General features: G+C 52.9%; 13 protein-coding genes. 5 read left to right on the top strand and 8 right to left on the bottom strand.

Going from position 1 to position 17,277, the window contains the following annotated elements:
* Nucleotides 1-6: 6 nt before the first annotated feature.
* From B2R29_RS07850 to aroQ, 8 genes are all read right to left on the bottom strand, one after another.
* Nucleotides 7-2,337: a response regulator gene (locus B2R29_RS07850; protein ID WP_301180534.1), complete on the bottom strand. Its 2,331-nt coding sequence runs from the start codon at nucleotides 2,335-2,337 to the stop codon at nucleotides 7-9.
* 105 nt (nucleotides 2,338-2,442) lie between these two features.
* Nucleotides 2,443-3,735 carry a phosphoribosylamine--glycine ligase gene (gene purD / locus B2R29_RS07855; protein WP_301180535.1) on the bottom strand — a complete coding sequence of 431 codons (1,293 nt, stop codon included), beginning with the start codon at nucleotides 3,733-3,735 and terminating at the stop codon, nucleotides 2,443-2,445.
* A gap of 268 nt (nucleotides 3,736-4,003) precedes the next feature.
* Complete coding sequence (gene purH, locus B2R29_RS07860; RefSeq protein ID WP_301180536.1) at nucleotides 4,004-5,605, bottom strand: bifunctional phosphoribosylaminoimidazolecarboxamide formyltransferase/IMP cyclohydrolase; 1,602 nt, start codon at nucleotides 5,603-5,605, stop codon at nucleotides 4,004-4,006.
* 74 nt (nucleotides 5,606-5,679) lie between these two features.
* Nucleotides 5,680-5,994, bottom strand: coding sequence for a DNA-binding transcriptional regulator Fis (fis, locus tag B2R29_RS07865; RefSeq protein WP_068439928.1), 315 nt, complete (start codon nucleotides 5,992-5,994; stop codon nucleotides 5,680-5,682).
* A complete protein-coding gene (dusB, locus tag B2R29_RS07870) occupies nucleotides 5,991-6,977 on the bottom strand; it encodes a tRNA dihydrouridine synthase DusB (RefSeq protein WP_301180537.1) in 987 nt (328 codons plus the stop codon). The genes fis and dusB overlap by 4 nt, the downstream gene beginning before the upstream one ends.
* Nucleotides 6,978-7,095: 118 nt before the next feature.
* Complete coding sequence (locus B2R29_RS07875) at nucleotides 7,096-9,504, bottom strand: DUF3426 domain-containing protein (RefSeq protein WP_301180538.1); 2,409 nt, start codon at nucleotides 9,502-9,504, stop codon at nucleotides 7,096-7,098.
* Nucleotide 9,505: 1 nt separating this feature from the next.
* On the bottom strand, nucleotides 9,506-10,396 hold the full coding sequence (gene prmA, locus B2R29_RS07880; protein ID WP_301180539.1) for a 50S ribosomal protein L11 methyltransferase: 891 nt from the start codon (nucleotides 10,394-10,396) through the stop codon (nucleotides 9,506-9,508).
* Nucleotides 10,397-10,398: 2 nt separating this feature from the next.
* The gene (aroQ, locus tag B2R29_RS07885) at nucleotides 10,399-10,839 is read right to left on the bottom strand and encodes a type II 3-dehydroquinate dehydratase (RefSeq protein ID WP_301180540.1); all 441 of its coding nucleotides are present in this window, start codon (nucleotides 10,837-10,839) and stop codon (nucleotides 10,399-10,401) included.
* A gap of 181 nt (nucleotides 10,840-11,020) precedes the next feature.
* Here aroQ and B2R29_RS07890 point away from each other — a divergent pair, with 181 nt between their 5' ends.
* From B2R29_RS07890 to B2R29_RS07910, 5 genes are all read left to right on the top strand, one after another.
* Complete coding sequence (locus B2R29_RS07890; protein ID WP_301180541.1) at nucleotides 11,021-11,698, top strand: transglutaminase-like cysteine peptidase; 678 nt, start codon at nucleotides 11,021-11,023, stop codon at nucleotides 11,696-11,698.
* Between the two features lie 4 nt (nucleotides 11,699-11,702).
* Complete coding sequence (locus B2R29_RS07895; protein ID WP_301180542.1) at nucleotides 11,703-13,682, top strand: EAL domain-containing protein; 1,980 nt, start codon at nucleotides 11,703-11,705, stop codon at nucleotides 13,680-13,682.
* Nucleotides 13,683-13,800: 118 nt separating this feature from the next.
* Nucleotides 13,801-14,232: a copper chaperone PCu(A)C gene (locus B2R29_RS07900; protein ID WP_301180543.1), complete on the top strand. Its 432-nt coding sequence runs from the start codon at nucleotides 13,801-13,803 to the stop codon at nucleotides 14,230-14,232.
* A 141-nt stretch (nucleotides 14,233-14,373) separates the two neighbouring features.
* Nucleotides 14,374-15,048 (top strand): c-type cytochrome, encoded by a 675-nt coding sequence (locus B2R29_RS07905; protein ID WP_301180544.1) that lies wholly within the window; start codon nucleotides 14,374-14,376, stop codon nucleotides 15,046-15,048.
* Nucleotides 15,049-15,093: 45 nt separating this feature from the next.
* A partial coding sequence (locus tag B2R29_RS07910) for a hydantoinase/oxoprolinase family protein (RefSeq protein ID WP_301180545.1) occupies nucleotides 15,094-17,277 on the top strand: 2,184 nt, incomplete at its 3' end.

Raw genomic sequence — 17,277 nt, forward strand, 5'->3', positions numbered from 1 at the left:
TGCAGGTCAGTAGGCCGGTGTGCGCCGCTTCTGGAGGATAGCAAGTGCTTCCCGCAGGCGGTTACCACTTGCAGGCTTGGCAATCACATAATCGATACCTGCCGCTGAAGCACTGCGTTCGACACTGTTGGTACTCAGCCCGGTCAGCATCAGGTTGGCGGGTTTACGACGAATCTCTTCGTCTGAGCGGATGCGCTCTGCTAATTGCAGGCCTGACATCACTGGCATGTCGTGATCAATAATGACGATGTCATAGGGGGTGCCATTGCGATGCTCTGTGCGCAGCATGGCCAGAGCCTCTTTGCCACTGTAGGTGCTGTCTGAGTTCACTCCCCAGCGTTTCAGCTGCTTTTCGATGACTGAGCGCAGTGTGGCATTATCGTCAACGATGAGGACGTTCAGGCCCTTAAGAGAAGAGTCCTGTTCTTTTGGCGAGAGGTCTTCGCTGGTATCGGTCTGCATCGGTATGAATAGGGTGACGGAACCGCCCTGGCTGCTCAGGCTTTCGATATCCAGCGTGCCGCGCATATGGCGTATAAGGCCTCTTACAACCGTTAGATTCCAGGTGTGTGGGTCGTTGCCGTCCACTTTGGTGTTTCCCGGTTGCAGCATGCGGAAAAGGGATTCCAGTTCTTGCTGCTTGATCACAGTGCCACTTATCTGAAGTTGAAGGCGCAGTCCTTGCGCTTGCTCTCCGCAGTAGTACGAGGCATACACCGTCAAAGCACCATGCTCGGTGTACGCCAGCGTGCGTGACAGCAGGTTGTAAAACACGGATAACAGTCTGTTCCGGTCACACAGTAGCCGCCCCGGAAAGTCGTCAGACAGGTCGAGAATCAACTCAACCTGCTTACGTGCTGCTTCTTGCTGGAAGTGCCCCAGGGTGCGGTTGAGAAGGTTAATAACGCGCACGGGTTTGATATCAAGGAAGACCTCTCGGGCTTTGAGTTTTCCAAGATCTGAAAGCTCGTTAACCAGCACCAACAGATCATTGCCAGCCATCTTGATGGTTTCAAGGTGATCACGTTGAGTGATGGAGAGCGGGGTGTCGGTGAGCAGTTCGCTCATGCCGATGACGCCGTTAATGGGGGTTCTGAGTTCGTGGCTGATCTGCCCCATCGTCTCGGGTGGAATCCCCGGCTGCCCACTGATTTCGCGGTGGCTATACTTGGCGCTGATTGCGCGCTGTGAGAAAAACAGACCGGCAGCCGCGGACAGTGGCAGAAGAAAGACCAGCATCTGTTCAGTCAGTGGCATGTTGATCAGGTTCATCTTGTGCATCAGCGTAACGACCATTCCCAGACCGATCACGATGGCGGCGCTGCGTAGGTACACATGAGACTCAGGGTGCTTGCTGCGATAAACCGTCGTCAGCAAGACAGTAAGCAGCTGAACCAGGGTCGTAGTGATATAAAGGAGTAACTCCGTTTGATAGCTGGGCGTAAATACATCACTCAGCAGAATAGCGACCTGAGCTGCAATATTCATCTTGATCAGAGCGCGAATCCAGTTCTGTCGCCAGTTGAGCTTCAAGAGAGCCAAGAGCTGGGCGATCAGGATACCGCCTATCGAAAACGTTTCGATGCAGCCATTTGGGAGATACATGTTGATGGGCAGGTCGACACTGATACCCACGCTCGCGGGAACAAAAAACATGACCGACACTGAGCACATTATGCCCGCGGTGAGCATACCTTTATCGCCACGAGCGAAAGCGAAGAGAAAGTACAACAAAACCAGAGATACCAGCCCCAGAAGCGCACCGGTTAACAGGTTACTGACACGCTCTATCAGATTGAACTGATCCAGGCTCTTCAGAGCAATACGGGTCGTCATCAAGGCATCAGTTTCGAGACGTATAAGATAACTGTTGGTTGCTTTGCTTCCCAGGCTCAGGCTGAAGACGTGTGCCTGACTTAAAGACCCTTGCGGTTGCGGAGCATTCAGCTCGAGTGGCTGACCCGGGTTGGATATATTAAATACCCGGACTGAGTCGATACGCGAATTTGACAGCGTCAGCATGGAATCCATTTCCTGGGCAAATGGGTTCAGTACTGACATGCGTATCCAGACGACGCCAGAGGTCGCCCCCCGCTTAAGTGAAACTGTGTGCGTTGGCGTGAAACTCAGTTGACGATCGCTGGCTAATATCTGAGTCAGGCTTAGAGAGGCCGATGTGTCTTCGTAGAAAGCGGTATACGGAGTAATTGTCTGGCTGAAAGAACCTTCAGGAAGAATAATCGGACCAATGGCTGATGCGCGCATCGATACGAGCAACAAGAGCGTGGTCAGTATCAGGCAGTGAAGAATACGATTGGAAACGTGTTGAGCGGTCATTACTGCAGTGATCCCTCACCAGAATGCTTGGCGTTTAACAGCTTAAATCAAGGGCCAGCTAGGCTGGCCCTGCTGGGTCTCAAGACCCTGAGAACAATAGGGCAATCAGCCGTTTTCGTTCTCGCGTGCTACAGCACGATAACCGATATCGGAACGGCAGAACATACCTTCCCATGAGACCAGTTTTACCAGCTCATACGCTTGTGCCTGAGCTTCGCTGACGGAGTTGCCGAGAGCAGTTGCACACAGCACACGACCACCGGCAGTCACTACCTCGCCATTCTCATTCAGTTTAGTCCCGGCATGGAAGACTTTACGGTCGGTGCCGTCATCCGCAGGCAAAGAAATAACATCGCCTTTCGGGTAGTCGGCCGGGTAGCCTGCGGCTGCCAGAACCACACCGAGTGATGGGCGCGGGTCCCACTCTGCATTTTCAGTATCAAGCTTACCTTCGAGAGCAGCGAGACAGTGAGCAACCATATCAGACTGCATGCGCAGCATGATGGGTTGAGTTTCTGGGTCACCGAAGCGGCAGTTGTACTCAATGACTTTAGGTGCGCCAGACTCGTCGATCATCAGACCGGCGTACAGGAAACCTGTGTAATCATTGCCTTCAGCGGCCATGCCTTCAACCGTCGGCATAATGACTTCGCGCATGATGCGCGCATCGATTTCTGGCGTGACAACAGGAGCAGGAGAGTAAGCACCCATGCCACCGGTGTTAGGGCCAGTATCTTTATCGCCAACACGCTTGTGATCCTGGCTGGTGGCCATTGGCAGAACGTTCTTACCATCGACCATGACGATGAAAGACGCTTCTTCGCCCGCGAGGAACTCTTCGATCACAACACGACAACCAGCATCGCCGAAAGCATTGCCAGACAGCATGTCTTTTACGGCTTCTTCCGCTTGTTCCAGAGTTTCTGCAACGATGACGCCTTTACCAGCGGCCAGACCATCGGCCTTAACAACGATAGGCGCGCCCTTCTCTCGCAGGTAAGCCAGTGCTGGCTCAACTTCGGTGAAGTTCTGGTATTCAGCGGTAGGGATCTGATGACGTGCCAGGAAGTCTTTAGTGAATGCTTTTGAACCTTCCAGCTGCGCAGCGCCTTTTTTAGGGCCAAAGATCTTCAGGCCAGCGGCTTCAAACTGATCTACCACACCGTCGACCAGAGGAGCTTCTGGGCCAACAATCGTCAGGCCAACTTCGTTTTCTTTCGCGAAAGCTTCCAGTGCATCGAAATCCAAAACGTCGATGGCAACGTTTTCGATGTTGTCTTCGATCGCTGTGCCAGCGTTGCCCGGAGCAACGAATACTTTTTCAACCAGCGGAGATTGTAGAGCCTTCCAGGCCAGAGCGTGTTCACGACCACCACTGCCAATTACTAAGATTTTCATAGCTGACTTCTCTTATTGCGGGTCTGAAACGCTCCTGAGCGGTGTTAAAACCTTTGTCAAAATGCTCATGTACTAAAGTACACTCCGCTTTTTCCTCAGGTTTTGCCTTGCTCAGAAACCTTTCATCTCCCGGGGCTACAACGCCCAATTCTCTTCAATGCGACACCGCATTAAATTCGTTGTCGCAAAATTTTAATTTCCACCGCTTAAGCTCGATCGCTTTCTTTCATAAAGAAGCGTTACCTACGGTGCAGTAGCTCCGTATTAATCAGTGCCTAAAGTGGCGCATACCCGTAAACACCATTGCAATGCCTGCCTCGTCGGCGGCTGCAATCACTTCCTCGTCACGAATCGAACCACCCGGCTGGATAATCGCTTTAATGCCCGCTTTCGCCGCGTTATCAATACCGTCACGGAACGGGAAGAAAGCGTCAGATGCCATTACTGCACCTTCAACCTGCAGACCTGCGTGTTCTGCTTTAATTGCTGCGATACGCGCTGAGTTTACGCGGCTCATCTGACCAGCGCCTACACCGACAGTCTGGCGATCTTTGGCATAAATAATGGCGTTCGATTTAACGAATTTAGCGACTTTCCAGGCGAAGATCAGATCGTTCAATTCAGCTTCGGTCGGCGTACGCTTAGTAACAACTTTCAGGTCGTCGGCCGTGATCATGCCGTTGTCGCGATCCTGAACCAGCAGGCCACCATTCACGCGCTTGTAGTCAAAACCTTCAACGCGCTCTGCAGACCATTCGCCACATTCAAGCAGGCGAACATTCTTCTTCGCTTCGACAACTGCGATGGCTTCGGCTGAGACTTTTGGCGCGATGATGACTTCAACAAACTGACGGTCAACGATGGCTTGTGCAGTGTCGCCATCCAGCTCACGGTTGAAGGCGATGATGCCACCAAATGCTGACTCGCTGTCGGTTGCGTAAGCCAGGTCATAGGCTTTGCGGATGCCGCCTTCGTCGTCAGGCACAACGGCTACACCACATGGGTTAGCGTGCTTAACGATCACACAAGCTGGCTTGGTGAATGATTTAACGCATTCAAGCGCTGCGTCTGTGTCAGCGACATTATTGTATGACAGCTCTTTACCCTGAATCTGCTTCGCGGTAGCGATAGAGGCTTCAGCCGGGTTGGCTTCAACGTAGAAAGCCGCTTTCTGGTGTGGGTTTTCGCCGTAACGCATGTCCTGCGTTTTGATGAACTGGCTGTTGAAGGTACGTGGGAATGCGTCACGCTTATCAACGCTCAGTACTTCCGCAGTCTGGTCAATGGTGCCCAGGTAGTTAGCAATCATGCCGTCATAAGCAGCAGTGTGCTCGAACGCTTTCAGCGCCAGGTCGAAACGCAATTTAGCCGTCAGACCCTGGTGTGCATTGATTTCCTGCAGAACCTGATCGTAATCAGAGGCGTTTACCACGATACCAACGTGCGCGTTGTTTTTCGCGGCTGAGCGAACCATGGTCGGACCACCGATGTCGATGTTTTCGATGGCCACAGGGAGGTCGCAATCAGGGCGAGCAACGGTCGCTGCAAATGGGTAGAGGTTCACTACCACCAGATCAATCGGGTTGATGTGATGTTCATGCATGACTTCATCATCCTGACCGCGACGACCAAGAATGCCACCGTGAATTTTAGGGTGCAGTGTTTTAACACGGCCATCCATCATTTCAGGAAATTCTGTGTAGTCTGACACCTCAACGGCTGGGATGTTGTTGTCTACCAGCAGCTTATAAGTACCGCCCGTTGACAGGATTTCTACACCTGCCTGAGTCAGTGCGTAAGCGAATTCTACGATTCCGGTTTTGTCGGAAACGCTGATAAGGGCGCGTCGGATTTGTGTGATTTCAGTCATTGTCATCTTAACTAGTCGGGAAGTGAAAACGGCTGATTATCTCAGCCGTCTGAAAACGTTATATCGGGCGTTGCTCAGAGCATGCCGTATTGCTTAAGTTTTTTACGCAGCGTGCCGCGGTTGAGGCCCAGTACAATGGACGCTTTGGTCTGGTTGTCGCGGGTGTAACGCATAACGGTTTCCAGCAGCGGTGCTTCAACTTCTGCCAGAACCATTTCATACAGCTCGGATACTGGCTGGCCATCCATAGCATCAAAATAATTCTTGAGCGCGATCTCAACGCTCTCACGCAGTGTGTGTGTCGAGTCTGCGATGGTGGTGAAATGGTTCTCGGAGTTCGCTGGTTCTGTCACTGGTTCAACCTGTCTGATAATTGCTTCTGAGCTCATGCTGCTGCTTCCTTCCTTAACGATGGATTACGGAAATACTCCGCAATCGATTCCATCTGTGCGGTGGGACTGTCTAATTGATTAAACTGTTTCCGGAAACTGTTGCCCGGCTGGCTCTTCAGGTACCAGCTGACGTGTTTCCGTGCGATGCGTACCCCTAAGTACTCACCGTAAAAATCGTAGAGAGAAACCAGATGTCGCTGCAGAATCGTTTCTACTTCGTGCAGATCTGGTGCTGCGAGTTCGTTTCCTGTGTTGAGGAAATGAACGACCTCTCTAAATATCCAGGGTTGTCCCTGGGCGGCGCGACCGATTAATACCCCGTCGGCGCCGGTATAGTTCATCACTTCCGCGGCCTTGCGGGCGCTGGTGATGTCGCCGTTCGCGAACACGGGCAACGACGTGCTGGCTTTTACGTCACGAATGGTGTCGTACTCAACGGTGTTGGCATAGCCACACGCGCGGGTACGTCCGTGAACCGCCAGAGATACAATGCCTGCGGCTTCTGCAATTTCGGCGATGCGCACGGCATTGCGGGAGTCAGGACTCCAGCCCGTGCGGATTTTCAGGCTGACAGGAACATCGACGGCTTCAACTGTGGCCTGCAATATATCTTTCACTAAGGCTTCATCGCGCAGTAATGCGGAGCCAGCAGCCTTGTTGCACACTTTTTTCGCCGGACATCCCATATTGATGTCGATAATCTGAGCGCCGTTCTCAACATTGAAGCGGGCGCTGTTGGCCATGATTTCCGGGTCGCCACCGACGATCTGAACGGCAATTGGTTCGGGCTCTCCGGTGTGGTCCAGGCGCAGTTTCGACTTACGCGTGTTGCGCAATTCGGGCTTGCCAGAAACCATTTCGCCGACGACCAGTCCTGCACCTAATTCTCGGCAGAGCTGGCGGAACGGGCGGTCGGTGACTCCCGCCATAGGAGCCAGAACCACGGGGTTCGGTAGCGTGTAAGGGCCAATTGAGGGCATAGAAGACGGTGGCCTTCTGGTTAAAAAGTGTGCTGAAAAAGAGGCGCTATGATACTCCCAACCCCTTTATGAATAAAGGGAAAACTGCGCATATTTTGCGCAATTTCAGCATTGACTTTTACTGGTTGGGGCGTATGTAAATCTGACGACTGACGGCTTCTGGGCCGGGGTTGATCACTTCAATTGCGATATGAACAGGCACTCGTGATTGCATCAGATCGCCCGGCATGACGTCTCCTGCAAGGTACTCCTCAGGCGAGAAAGTGCGCTGCGCGACAATTCGATCATTGAGGTCTCGGAACTCGAGCTCAAGGTCAGGGTATGGCTGTGCGTAACCGGCACTGTTTGTCAGCAGAGTGTCGATGACCAATGCATCGGCAATGCTGCGGTGGGGGTTGAATACTGTGTTAGCGGCGCGTATCAGGCTTGTGTCCTGAATGCCCGGTAATTGACAGCCAGCAAGATCACACACGGCGGTATAGACTGGACGCAACTGTTCATTCTTCGCCAGTGTGTCCATGCGGAACCAGCCGATCTGAGCCACGGCGATCACAATCATTATCGCAGCACCGATTGACCAGAGGCCTGTGTAGTTGCTTGGTTTCTGCTGTTCCAGCTCCAGCGGGTCCAGCTCGGCGGTGGGTATATCAAGATTGATGCCCTGACTGAAGTTCAGGTTGCCATCCAGGGTTTCGGTTTCATATTGTGCGTCGGTAAAACCTGCAAAGTCAGTTTCGCTGCTGTTTTGGGTCGTCGAGCTTGCCTGGAATGTGTCCGGGTAGGCAATCTCTTCGACAATTGGCTCAGGTTCTGCAATCAGATCCTCTTCGGTGTCGTCGGCATAGCTATCATAATAGTCGTCGGTGTAGCCTTCATCGTGGGACGCAGTCTCCATCCCCCCTGGTAAGTTCACTTCGCTGGTGGATTGCTTACCACTGTTGCGGTTGTGGATGTCAGTAAAAGAGAACTCTTCGCCTTGTTCAAAGGCCTCTATCGTATCCAGGTCAGGCGCAGTCAGGTCGTCTTTGGTTGATGGCGTCTCAGGTTCCTGATTGATCAGGTCCAGTGCCCACTTATCTTCGTACTGGCTATCATCGTGCTCGTCGGGCGTTGAGGCGAGAATATCTGAGTAATCGTCCGATACCAGATCTTCGAGGTTTTCGAGCAGGCTGTCGTCGGTATCCGTCGGAGCCTTTTTTTCTTCGCCAATCAGGTCTGCAAGCGCGTTGCCCGGTTCCATATCGTCGTGGATGAGGAAATCGTCATCAGCGTCATCAGCGTTTTCGTCATCAATGTTTTCCAGCAATTCATCCAGTGAAGTGCTGTCTTCGCTGGCCTCGGCAACCGCATCGTCGAGCAGGCTGGCAAAGTCATCGTCTGAGCTCTTATAGGGAGAGTCATCAGGCGCGTCAGAAATAAAATCGACCGGCGCCGAATCATCATCCCGTTCAGGAATGAAAGGTACCTCTTGTTGTGGCGTAAAAGGTACTTGCTGCTCGGGCACATCGGGTATTTCAGCGGGCTCGGTCGCTGGAATATCCGCAGGCGGTGCTGGAGGCAGTTCTTCGGGTTCTTCAACGTCAGGCAGCGGAAGTTCGTCCGGTATCTGCTCGGGTGCCTCTTCCGGTAGTTTAGGCTCCGCGGGCTCTCTGTGAGGGAACTCTATTTCTGGAGAATCGCTATCGGGCAGATCAATTTCAGGCGTCTGTGTGTCTGGCCTGGTGATATCCGGGTTGGAAATTTCCGGTGTATCCGTCGATGGCAGTGGCGATTCATCCGGCGTGCTGGTTGGCAGATCAGGCTGATCTGCCGCCATAATGTCAGCGATGACGTCCGGGATGTCTTTGGCATTACCATCAGAATCATCTAATACGCTGCTGACATCAAACGCTGTGATGTCGTCTGTTACAAACGGTTCGGTTTCTTCAGTCGGAAACTCGTCAGGCTGATGCTCGTCCTTGTCATTATTTCTGCGCTCGGTGTTTCTGTGCTCTTGATTTATAGAGGGCGCATGAATAATACCGTCGTCCGAAATAAGCATAGAATCTTCGAGGTCCAGCTCATCGTCGGTCGTGTCTTCGTGATCTTCTTCTGAGAGGTCGATCAGATGGTTTGCGACGGCGGATTTTTGCTGTGCGGCGCGTGATGGAGACAGGGGTTCAAATTCAAAAATCTTCGCCGTAGGCTGCTCTGGCTCTGGCTCTGGCTCTGGCTCTGGCTCTGGCTCATCGTCGGCGAAGGTAAACGCGAAAGATTGCGGCTCGGGCTTAGTGTCGGTCGCGGTATCATTGGCATGATCGCTGACCGGCTCAGTCACGGTTTCGGCTGAGGTTTCCTCCGCAGGGAGCGTCTCTTGGGGGGCTGGTTGTGCTTCTTCACGTTCGCCGACAAAGTATTCTGTGGCGTTAAATACCTGCAGGCAGGAGCCGCACCGGACATAGCCGTTTGCTGCCTCCAGCTGCTCATCGCCCACCCGAAAGCTGGTCTGGCAATGAGGACAACGGGTTACCTGCGTAAACAACATCATTTCAGCGTTTTATCCCTGTGAGTACGACCCAGTCGCCTTCTTGCTCCGGTGCGTTCATTTCAAACCATTGACCGTAGCACTGGCTGATGGTCTCGGCTTGTTCTGCCAGCAGGCCGGATAAGGCGAGTTTACCACCGCTACGTGTCAGTCCTGCAATGGTTGGCGCCAATTGCTCAAGCGGGCCAGCTAATATGTTTGCGACCATAATATCGGCCTGCAGTTCAGGCGTATTCTCTGGTAGATAGATTTCATATTGGTCACGGCTGATGCCGTTGCGGTTAGCGTTGTCTTCGGTGGCCAGTAGCGCCTGCGGGTCGATATCCGTGCCTGCCATGTGATTGGCACCTAAAAGCAGGGCAGCGATACCCAGAATCCCGCTGCCGCAGCCAAAGTCGACGACCAGTTCGCCGCCTTTTACTTCACGATCGAGAAACTTCAGACACAGCGACGTGGTTGGGTGGGTGCCGGTACCGAAGGCAAGACCCGGGTCGAGCAGGAGGTTAACCGCATCCTTCTGCGGAGGCTCTTTCCAGCTCGGACATACCCAGAGTCGTTCGCCGAACTGCATTGGATGGTAGTTATCCATCCATTCTCGCACCCAGTCTTTGTCTTCGAGGATCTCGATCTTATGACGAGGCAGGTCTGCTTTGGCTTTCAGAAAAAATACGCTGTTCAGTTCTGCACTGAGTTCGGCGGGGTCTCGTGTTGCCTCAAAGAGGCCGATGACACAGGTTTCGTCCCAGACGGGGGTCGTGCCCAGTTCGGGTTCGAGAATCGGCTGGTCAGCATCATCTTTCAGTGTGACAGACAGCGAGCCGCACTCCATCAGAGTGTCTTCGACTTTGCTTACCCATTCGCTGTTGGTATGAATTCGGATCTGGATCCAGGACATGATTATGCGTTTACCTGTGTAATGGCAGCCTGCAGCGCCAGTTCGTAGCCTTGTACACCCAACCCACAGATGACGCCCTGAGCGATGTCTGACAGGTACGAGTGCTGACGGAATGGCTCGCGAGCATGCACATTAGAAATGTGTACTTCAATGAAGGGGATTGCCACGCCAGCAAGGGCATCGCGAATCGCTACGCTGGTGTGAGTGAAGGCACCCGGGTTGATAAGAATAAAGCGGGTGCCGTCGTCGCGTGCGGCGTGAATCCGGTCGATCAGGATGTGCTCGGCATTGCTTTGCAGCTGCTCCAGCTCATGTCCGGCGGCTTCAGCAGCAGGGCGCAGCGTTTGCTCAATGTCCGCCAGCGTGGTTGAACCGTAAATATGGGGTTCACGGGTGCCGAGCAGGTTCAGGTTAGGCCCTTGCAGAAGGAGTATGCGTGACATGGTTGTATCCAGATGCGTGTGTTTCTGCTGCGAGTTTGCCGAAAAAGCGCCGCAGCGTCCAGCGGGCGGGCCCTGAGCGAGTGATTGAAAGCGAAAATGCTGGGAACGTCTATAGTTTATACAGCCCCTGATTCTGGTCTGTTGGGCGTTCATTGTTTACCCGAGCCTGGCATTACTGTTCATGAAGCTGAAACGTCTGACTACTGCTTTGTCTGAAAAGCTATTCTGGAGTTCGTTGCTGATATCAGCGACTCTGGTGGCTGACGTGAATCAGTGGGTTCCAGAGGATCTGGTGGCGCGGGCTGAAAAAGAATACGACTACAGCGCTGGCCGTCGTATCGAAGACTGGCGTCGCATGATGGAGCGGGTGGCCAACTATCCGGAAGACAGAAAACTTGAAGAGGTCAATTACTTCTTTAATAAACGTGTGCCTTTTTATAACGATGATAAACACTGGGGAAAGATCGACTACTGGGCGACTCCCTATGAGGCACTGGGTACCAATGGTGGCGACTGCGAAGACTACGTAATCGCAAAGTATTACACCCTGTCTAAAATCGGGGTGGATGTCTCAAAGCTGCGTATCACCTATGTTAAGGCGGTGCGTTTGAATCAGGCACATATGGTACTGACGTATTTCCCCACCCCTGATGCCATTCCTCTGGTGCTTGATAATCTGATCAATCAGATACGTCCTGCCAGTAAACGTCCGGATCTTGATCCGGTTTACAGCTTCAATGCGAATGGAATGTGGCTCGACAAAATGAAGGGGCAGGGGATACTGTTGGGAGACCCCAACAAACTTGATTTATGGACGGACCTTCGGGTCCGGATGAATAACCTAGGTATGGACTTATAAGCTCATGACACTCAGACAACAATTTTCTCTACTCGCCAGTCTGCTGGTCGTCGTGTTGCTGGCAGGAAACCTGGTCGTTACTGTGATCAATGGACGTGATTACTTCGAACAGCAGCTTAACGGTCGGGCGTATGATGCGGCTACCTCTCTGGCGCTTTCTATGTCGCAGATTGATGCAGATGACTCTGTGCAGCAGACCCGTCTGATGGACGTGCTCTTTGATCGCGGATTTTTTGAAGACATCACTTTTGCCCGGACCGACGGTGAAACTCTTCATCGTCGCGCTCGTGAAGCGTTCAGCAGCGGCGGTGCGCCTGAATGGTTCCAGAAACTGGTGCCCCTTGAGCTTATCCCGGCCGAGGCCGACGTCACCCGAGGCTGGCAACGCCTGGGTACGGTTACCGTCATCAGTCATGCGGATTTTGCGTACCGCGACCTGTGGGGCATGATCAGTGCTGAAATGATCTGGTTCGCCTGGGTGCTGCTGATTGCGCTGGTGGCGTTGCAACTGCTACTGCGCTTGTTGTTCAGATCGTTGGTTCGGGTTGAGCAGCAGGCTCTGGCGATATCCGAACGTGATCTTCAGGTGCAGGAGAACATTCCCCGCGCGCGCGAACTGCGCCGTGTCGTGGAGGCCATGAATAAAATGGTGCGTAAGCTACAGGCAATTTTCGCTGAGCAGGCTGAAATGACCGAGCGGCTGCGCGAAGAGTCGTATCTTGATGCGCCTACGGGTCTGCTCAACCGTCGGGGCTTTGATCAGCAGTTTGGGCATATCCTGTCTCGCGATGATGAACACAGCGGCGTGCTGGTTATTATGCAGATTCAGAATTTTGCTGAATTCAACCTGAATGCGGGCCGTCAGGCTGGTGATGATTTATTGGCTTTGCTGGGTAAGTCGCTTGAACAATGGCGCACGGATTACCCGCACAGTTTATTAGGGCGCCGTGCCGGTGCCGATTTTTCTCTGTTTGTCCCTTGTGCTGATCGCACTCAGGCGGACGATATCGTACAGCAGGCGTTCAGTCTGATGAGCGTTTCAGCATTATCTCAGCGAAACGAACTCTGCTTCCATATGGGAGCTGTTTTCCTGCAGGGGGATCAGGATGACCCTGTGGATGCCTTCAGTCGTGCCGATGCCGCCTTGCGCCAGGCACAGCGTCAGCCCACGGCTAAGTATCAGTTGTACCAGCGCAGTGATTCTGAGTTTGATGAATGGACCGCAGGTGAATGGCGGACTTTGCTGAATACTGTTCTTGAAGAGCAGAGTATTCAGCTGCAATACCTGCCTGTGATTTCTAATCACGATCAGAAGCTGTTACAGGTAGAAGTGTTCAGCCGTGTGGGCTGGCAAGGGCAAACGCTATCTGCGGCTCGCTTCTGGCCAATGATTGAGCAGCACAGACTGGCCGCGCGTTTTGACCTGGTGGTGATTGAAAAAGTGTTCAACTCGATGGGCGGCCTTGATAAAAACGCCGAGCCGGTCCGCTTCTGCGTCAACCTGTCGCCTGCGTCTGTGCTGGATGAGAGTTTCCATCAGTCGCTGGCTGAGCTTCTTGCCCGATACCCTGAACAGGCGCGTCGTATCGCGCTTGAGGTACCGGAGTTTGCGCTGTACTCAGCAGAACACGCGATTGCCCGGCTTGCGCTGAAACTGCAACCTTTCGGTGTCGATGTCGGCATTGATCAGGTAGGCACGGGCACCATGGCATTCGCCTATCTGCAACGCTTGCCACTGGCCTATGTGCGTATCGACGGCAGTTTTAACCGCGGTGTGCATCTGGCACAGGATCATAAATTCTATATTCAGAGTATGGTTCAGATTGCACACAACCTGGACCTGTTGGTACTGGCGGAAGGGCTGGAAGAGGCTCCTGACGTCAATGCCGTGCGTCAGACAGGGGTTGATGGTCTGGGTGGCTATTACTTTACCCGACCATTAGACAGCCTCGAAGACGCGGTGAACTGGCGCCCGGCAGTGTGATAACCAGTCGCCTGTGCGACAATCTGCCGCTCTGAATACGCCGCTGTATGGCGTATTATCGAGCGTCTTCTGACTGTTGCAGGCAGAAGTCTGGTTTTGGTTGTAATTAAGGTTGTCCATGATGAAATTCTGTCTGAAATACGCCCTCGGTTTTGCGGTAACCGCGCTTGTCTCGATCTCTGCTTCTGCTGATTCTGTCATTATTAATGACCCGTATGTTCGTGAACCTGTTCCGGGGCGTAGCATGAGTGCTGCATTTATGACGTTGACCAACACCAGTAATGAACTGCAGCGCCTGGTTTCAGTATCGGCCCCATGGGCCAGCTCCATCGAGATCCACACACATTTGCACGAAGATGGCGTAATGAAAATGCGTCAGATCGACTCGCTCGAAGTCCCCGCAGGAGAGTCCGTGACGCTTGAGCCTGGTGGTCTGCATCTGATGTTATTTGGTCTGGAAACACCACTGACAAACGAGCTTCCTATGACCTTCTGTTTCGATAACTCAGAGTGCGTAGCACACACAGCACGTTTATTTTCTCCGATGTAAAACAGCTTTCGTAAATACTGATCTGAGTCAGTTTTCAGCAAGAAATAGACACTCAGGTATTATTTGCCGCTGGCCATAGGCTGGCGGCCTTGAGTATGTTCGGCGCTCACGATCGTTATGCCTGCAAGAGTTGTCTTTTTCATGAGTAATCGCCTTATTAATATCAGTCTTTGTGTCCTGGCTGTCGTTTTACTGACTTCTTTCTCTGCAATTGCGAGTGCTGACACTCCGTCTGCGGATAGCCCAGAGCAAGCGGCCAGATTACTGCAGCAGTTTGAAAATATTGTGGCTGACCCTGAAGCTCGCCAGAAGGCCAATGCACAAGGGCAGGAGCGAGCACAGTTCTGCTTCCGCTGTCATGGCAAGGACGGTAATTCCGTGCGCGACTATGTGCCGAATCTGGCCAGCCAGAATCCCGCTTATTTGTTTACTCAGTTTGAGAAGTTCGCCTCGGGAACACGCAAAAACTACGTGATGAGCAAACTGGCGGAAATCCTGAGCGCAGAAGAGCGCGTTGCGGTAGCTGTATACTTCGCAGATAAACCTGTAACCCCTCGCGATAACCGGCCCGAACCCGATATGAAAGGGCGGCAGGTGTATCAGTCGTTGTGCTTTGCCTGTCATGGTGACAAAGGGCATGGCAGTCACACGTATCCCCGGATTGCGGGTCAGCCGTACGAATTTCTTGAGAAGACATTGCTGAAGTTTAAGCAGGGCGATGAGTCGAGAAAGAATTCTCCGATGACTGCGGTCGTTGGCAATATGAGTGACGAAGACCTGAAGGCTGTCGCACGCTGGGTCGCGAATATGCCGTGATGGTATCATCCGCGCTGATTCAGATTTTCAGAGGCAGCGCGGATCATGGCATCAGCTTCACAGCAAACACATTGGCAGTTCTGGGTAGACCGGGGCGGCACCTTTACTGACATCGTTGCCTTAACGCCAGATCAACGGGTACTGACTTACAAACTCTTATCCGAGAACCCCGATCATTATGCGGATGCAGCCGTTGAGGGGATTCAGCGCCTGCAGGCTCGCCACCCTGATTTACCGACCGATATTTCGTCAGTGCGTATGGGCACGACTGTCGCTACCAATGCTCTGCTTGAGCGCAAAGGAGAGCCGACGGTTCTTCTGATCAGCAAAGGGCTACGGGACCAGCTGGATATTGGTTATCAGACCCGCCCTGATATTTTTGCGACCAATATTCATTTACCTGAACCACTCTATGACCGAGTTTACGAAGTCTCTGAACGCGTTCGGGCTGATGGCACGGTGGAGTTTGCTCTCGATGAAGAAGCGACTCTTGTTCAGCTTCAGGAAGCCTATGATCAAGGGTTCCGGTGTGTCGCGGTTGTGTTGATGCATGCATACCGTTATCCGGCGCACGAAAAACGCATTCGCGAAATTGCTCAGCATATTGGCTATACCCAGATTTCTCTCAGTCATGACGTCAGCCCTCTGGTCAAAATTGTTCCGCGTGGCCAGACAACCGTCGCCGATGCTTATCTCTCTCCTGTGTTGCGTCGTTATGTGAACCAGGTGGCAGAGGCATTATCGGCCTCTCAGAGTGTTGATCTTGAGTTTATGCAGTCTAACGGTGGGCTCGCCAAAGCCGAAGTGTTTCAGGGGCGTGATGCGATTCTGTCGGGCCCCGCAGGCGGTGTTGTCGGTATGGTGCGGACGGCGGAAGCCGATGGCTTTGAGCGCATCGTCGGGTTTGATATGGGAGGCACCTCAACGGATGTCAGTCACTACGCAGGGACGCTTGAGCGCGAAACTGAAACTGTCGTGAACGGCGTGCGTTTGCGAGTACCCATGATGAATATTCATACGGTCGCGGCCGGTGGCGGTTCTATCGTCCGCTTTGCCGATGGCCGTCTACAGGTAGGGCCAGAATCTGCCGGAGCCTATCCGGGGCCCGCCTGTTATCGCAATGGCGGCCCTCTGACCGTCACTGATTGCAACCTGTTGCTGGGGCGGGTGAATCCAGCATTTTTTCCTTCTGTGTTTGGTCCAGAGCAGAATCAGCCGTTGGATCTCGATACTGTGCAGGCACAATTTTCTGAATTGGCTGAGCAGGTCACCGAGGCAACAGGGCATCTATGGACGACTGAGCAACTTGCAGAAGGTTTTCTGAATATTGCCGTCGAGAGCATGGCCGCTGCGGTTAAGAAAATTTCAGTACAGCGTGGCTACGACGTACAGGACTATGCCTTTAGTGCATTTGGTGGCGCAGGTGGCCAACATGCGTGTGCGGTTGCTGCTGCCCTGGGAATAAGTACGGTCTATCTGCATCCCATGGCGGGCGTTTTATCTGCCTATGGTATTGGTATTGCCGATCAGCGCTGGTTAGGTGAAGAGGCGGTTGAAAAAGAACTGTCAGTGGCCGCAGCAGAAATCAGGCAGCGAGTGAAAAATCTATCGTCTGCGAGTCCACTGGCTGGCGACTGCACTGTGCGGGTTTACCTGCGATATGAAGGCTCGGACACCCCTTTGCTGGTTGATTGGATCAATGAGGCCGACGCCAGAGCGTCGTTTGAAATACAGCACAAACAATTATTCGGATTTATATACCCTGAGAAAAGCGTCTTGCTGGATGCATTGCAGGTCGAAGTGACCGTGGCAGGGGCAATATTGCCTGAAGCGGATTTACCAAAGGTATCGGCTAGCGATACAGAAGCGCGCTCAACAACGCGTCTATACGCACAGGGGCGCTGGCACGAGGTCGATGTTTATGATCGCGCGGAGTTACCAGAAGGGTTTATAGCAACAGGCCCACTGTTGTTGACCGATCAGAATTCGACACACGTTATTGAACCGGGTTGGCAACTGAACGTCCTAGCCAGTGGTGCGCTGGTACTGGAGCGGCAATCGATGGAGGCGTCAGCGATTGATGATCAGTCTGCGCAGTACGACCCGGTAACACTTGAGATATTTAACCACCTGTTTATGTCCGTTGCTGAGCAGATGGGTTTTGTACTCGAAAAAACGGCAAGCAGTGTCAACATTAAAGAGCGGCTCGATTTCTCGTGCGCTGTTTTT

Origin of the sequence: Thalassolituus sp. UBA3500 (assembly GCF_002377545.1) — a bacterium.
In the GTDB taxonomy this organism is placed as follows: Bacteria; Pseudomonadota; Gammaproteobacteria; order Pseudomonadales; family Oceanobacteraceae; genus Thalassolituus.

Bases quoted from the DNA above. Each gene is read 5' to 3' on its own strand.
- aroQ (WP_301180540.1), bottom strand. From the start codon at position 10,839: ATGTCACGCATACTCCTTCTGCAAGGGCCTAACCTGAACCTGCTCGGC.
- purD (WP_301180535.1), bottom strand. From the start codon at position 3,735: ATGAAAATCTTAGTAATTGGCAGTGGTGGTCGTGAACACGCTCTGGCC.
- prmA (WP_301180539.1), bottom strand. From the start codon at position 10,396: ATGTCCTGGATCCAGATCCGAATTCATACCAACAGCGAATGGGTAAGC.
- dusB (WP_301180537.1), bottom strand. From the start codon at position 6,977: ATGCCCTCAATTGGCCCTTACACGCTACCGAACCCCGTGGTTCTGGCT.
- fis (WP_068439928.1), bottom strand. From the start codon at position 5,994: ATGAGCTCAGAAGCAATTATCAGACAGGTTGAACCAGTGACAGAACCA.
- B2R29_RS07900 (WP_301180543.1), top strand. From the start codon at position 13,801: ATGATGAAATTCTGTCTGAAATACGCCCTCGGTTTTGCGGTAACCGCG.
- purH (WP_301180536.1), bottom strand. From the start codon at position 5,605: ATGACTGAAATCACACAAATCCGACGCGCCCTTATCAGCGTTTCCGAC.
- B2R29_RS07905 (WP_301180544.1), top strand. From the start codon at position 14,374: ATGAGTAATCGCCTTATTAATATCAGTCTTTGTGTCCTGGCTGTCGTT.
- B2R29_RS07875 (WP_301180538.1), bottom strand. From the start codon at position 9,504: ATGATGTTGTTTACGCAGGTAACCCGTTGTCCTCATTGCCAGACCAGC.
- B2R29_RS07890 (WP_301180541.1), top strand. From the start codon at position 11,021: ATGAAGCTGAAACGTCTGACTACTGCTTTGTCTGAAAAGCTATTCTGG.
- B2R29_RS07895 (WP_301180542.1), top strand. From the start codon at position 11,703: ATGACACTCAGACAACAATTTTCTCTACTCGCCAGTCTGCTGGTCGTC.
- B2R29_RS07850 (WP_301180534.1), bottom strand. From the start codon at position 2,337: ATGACCGCTCAACACGTTTCCAATCGTATTCTTCACTGCCTGATACTG.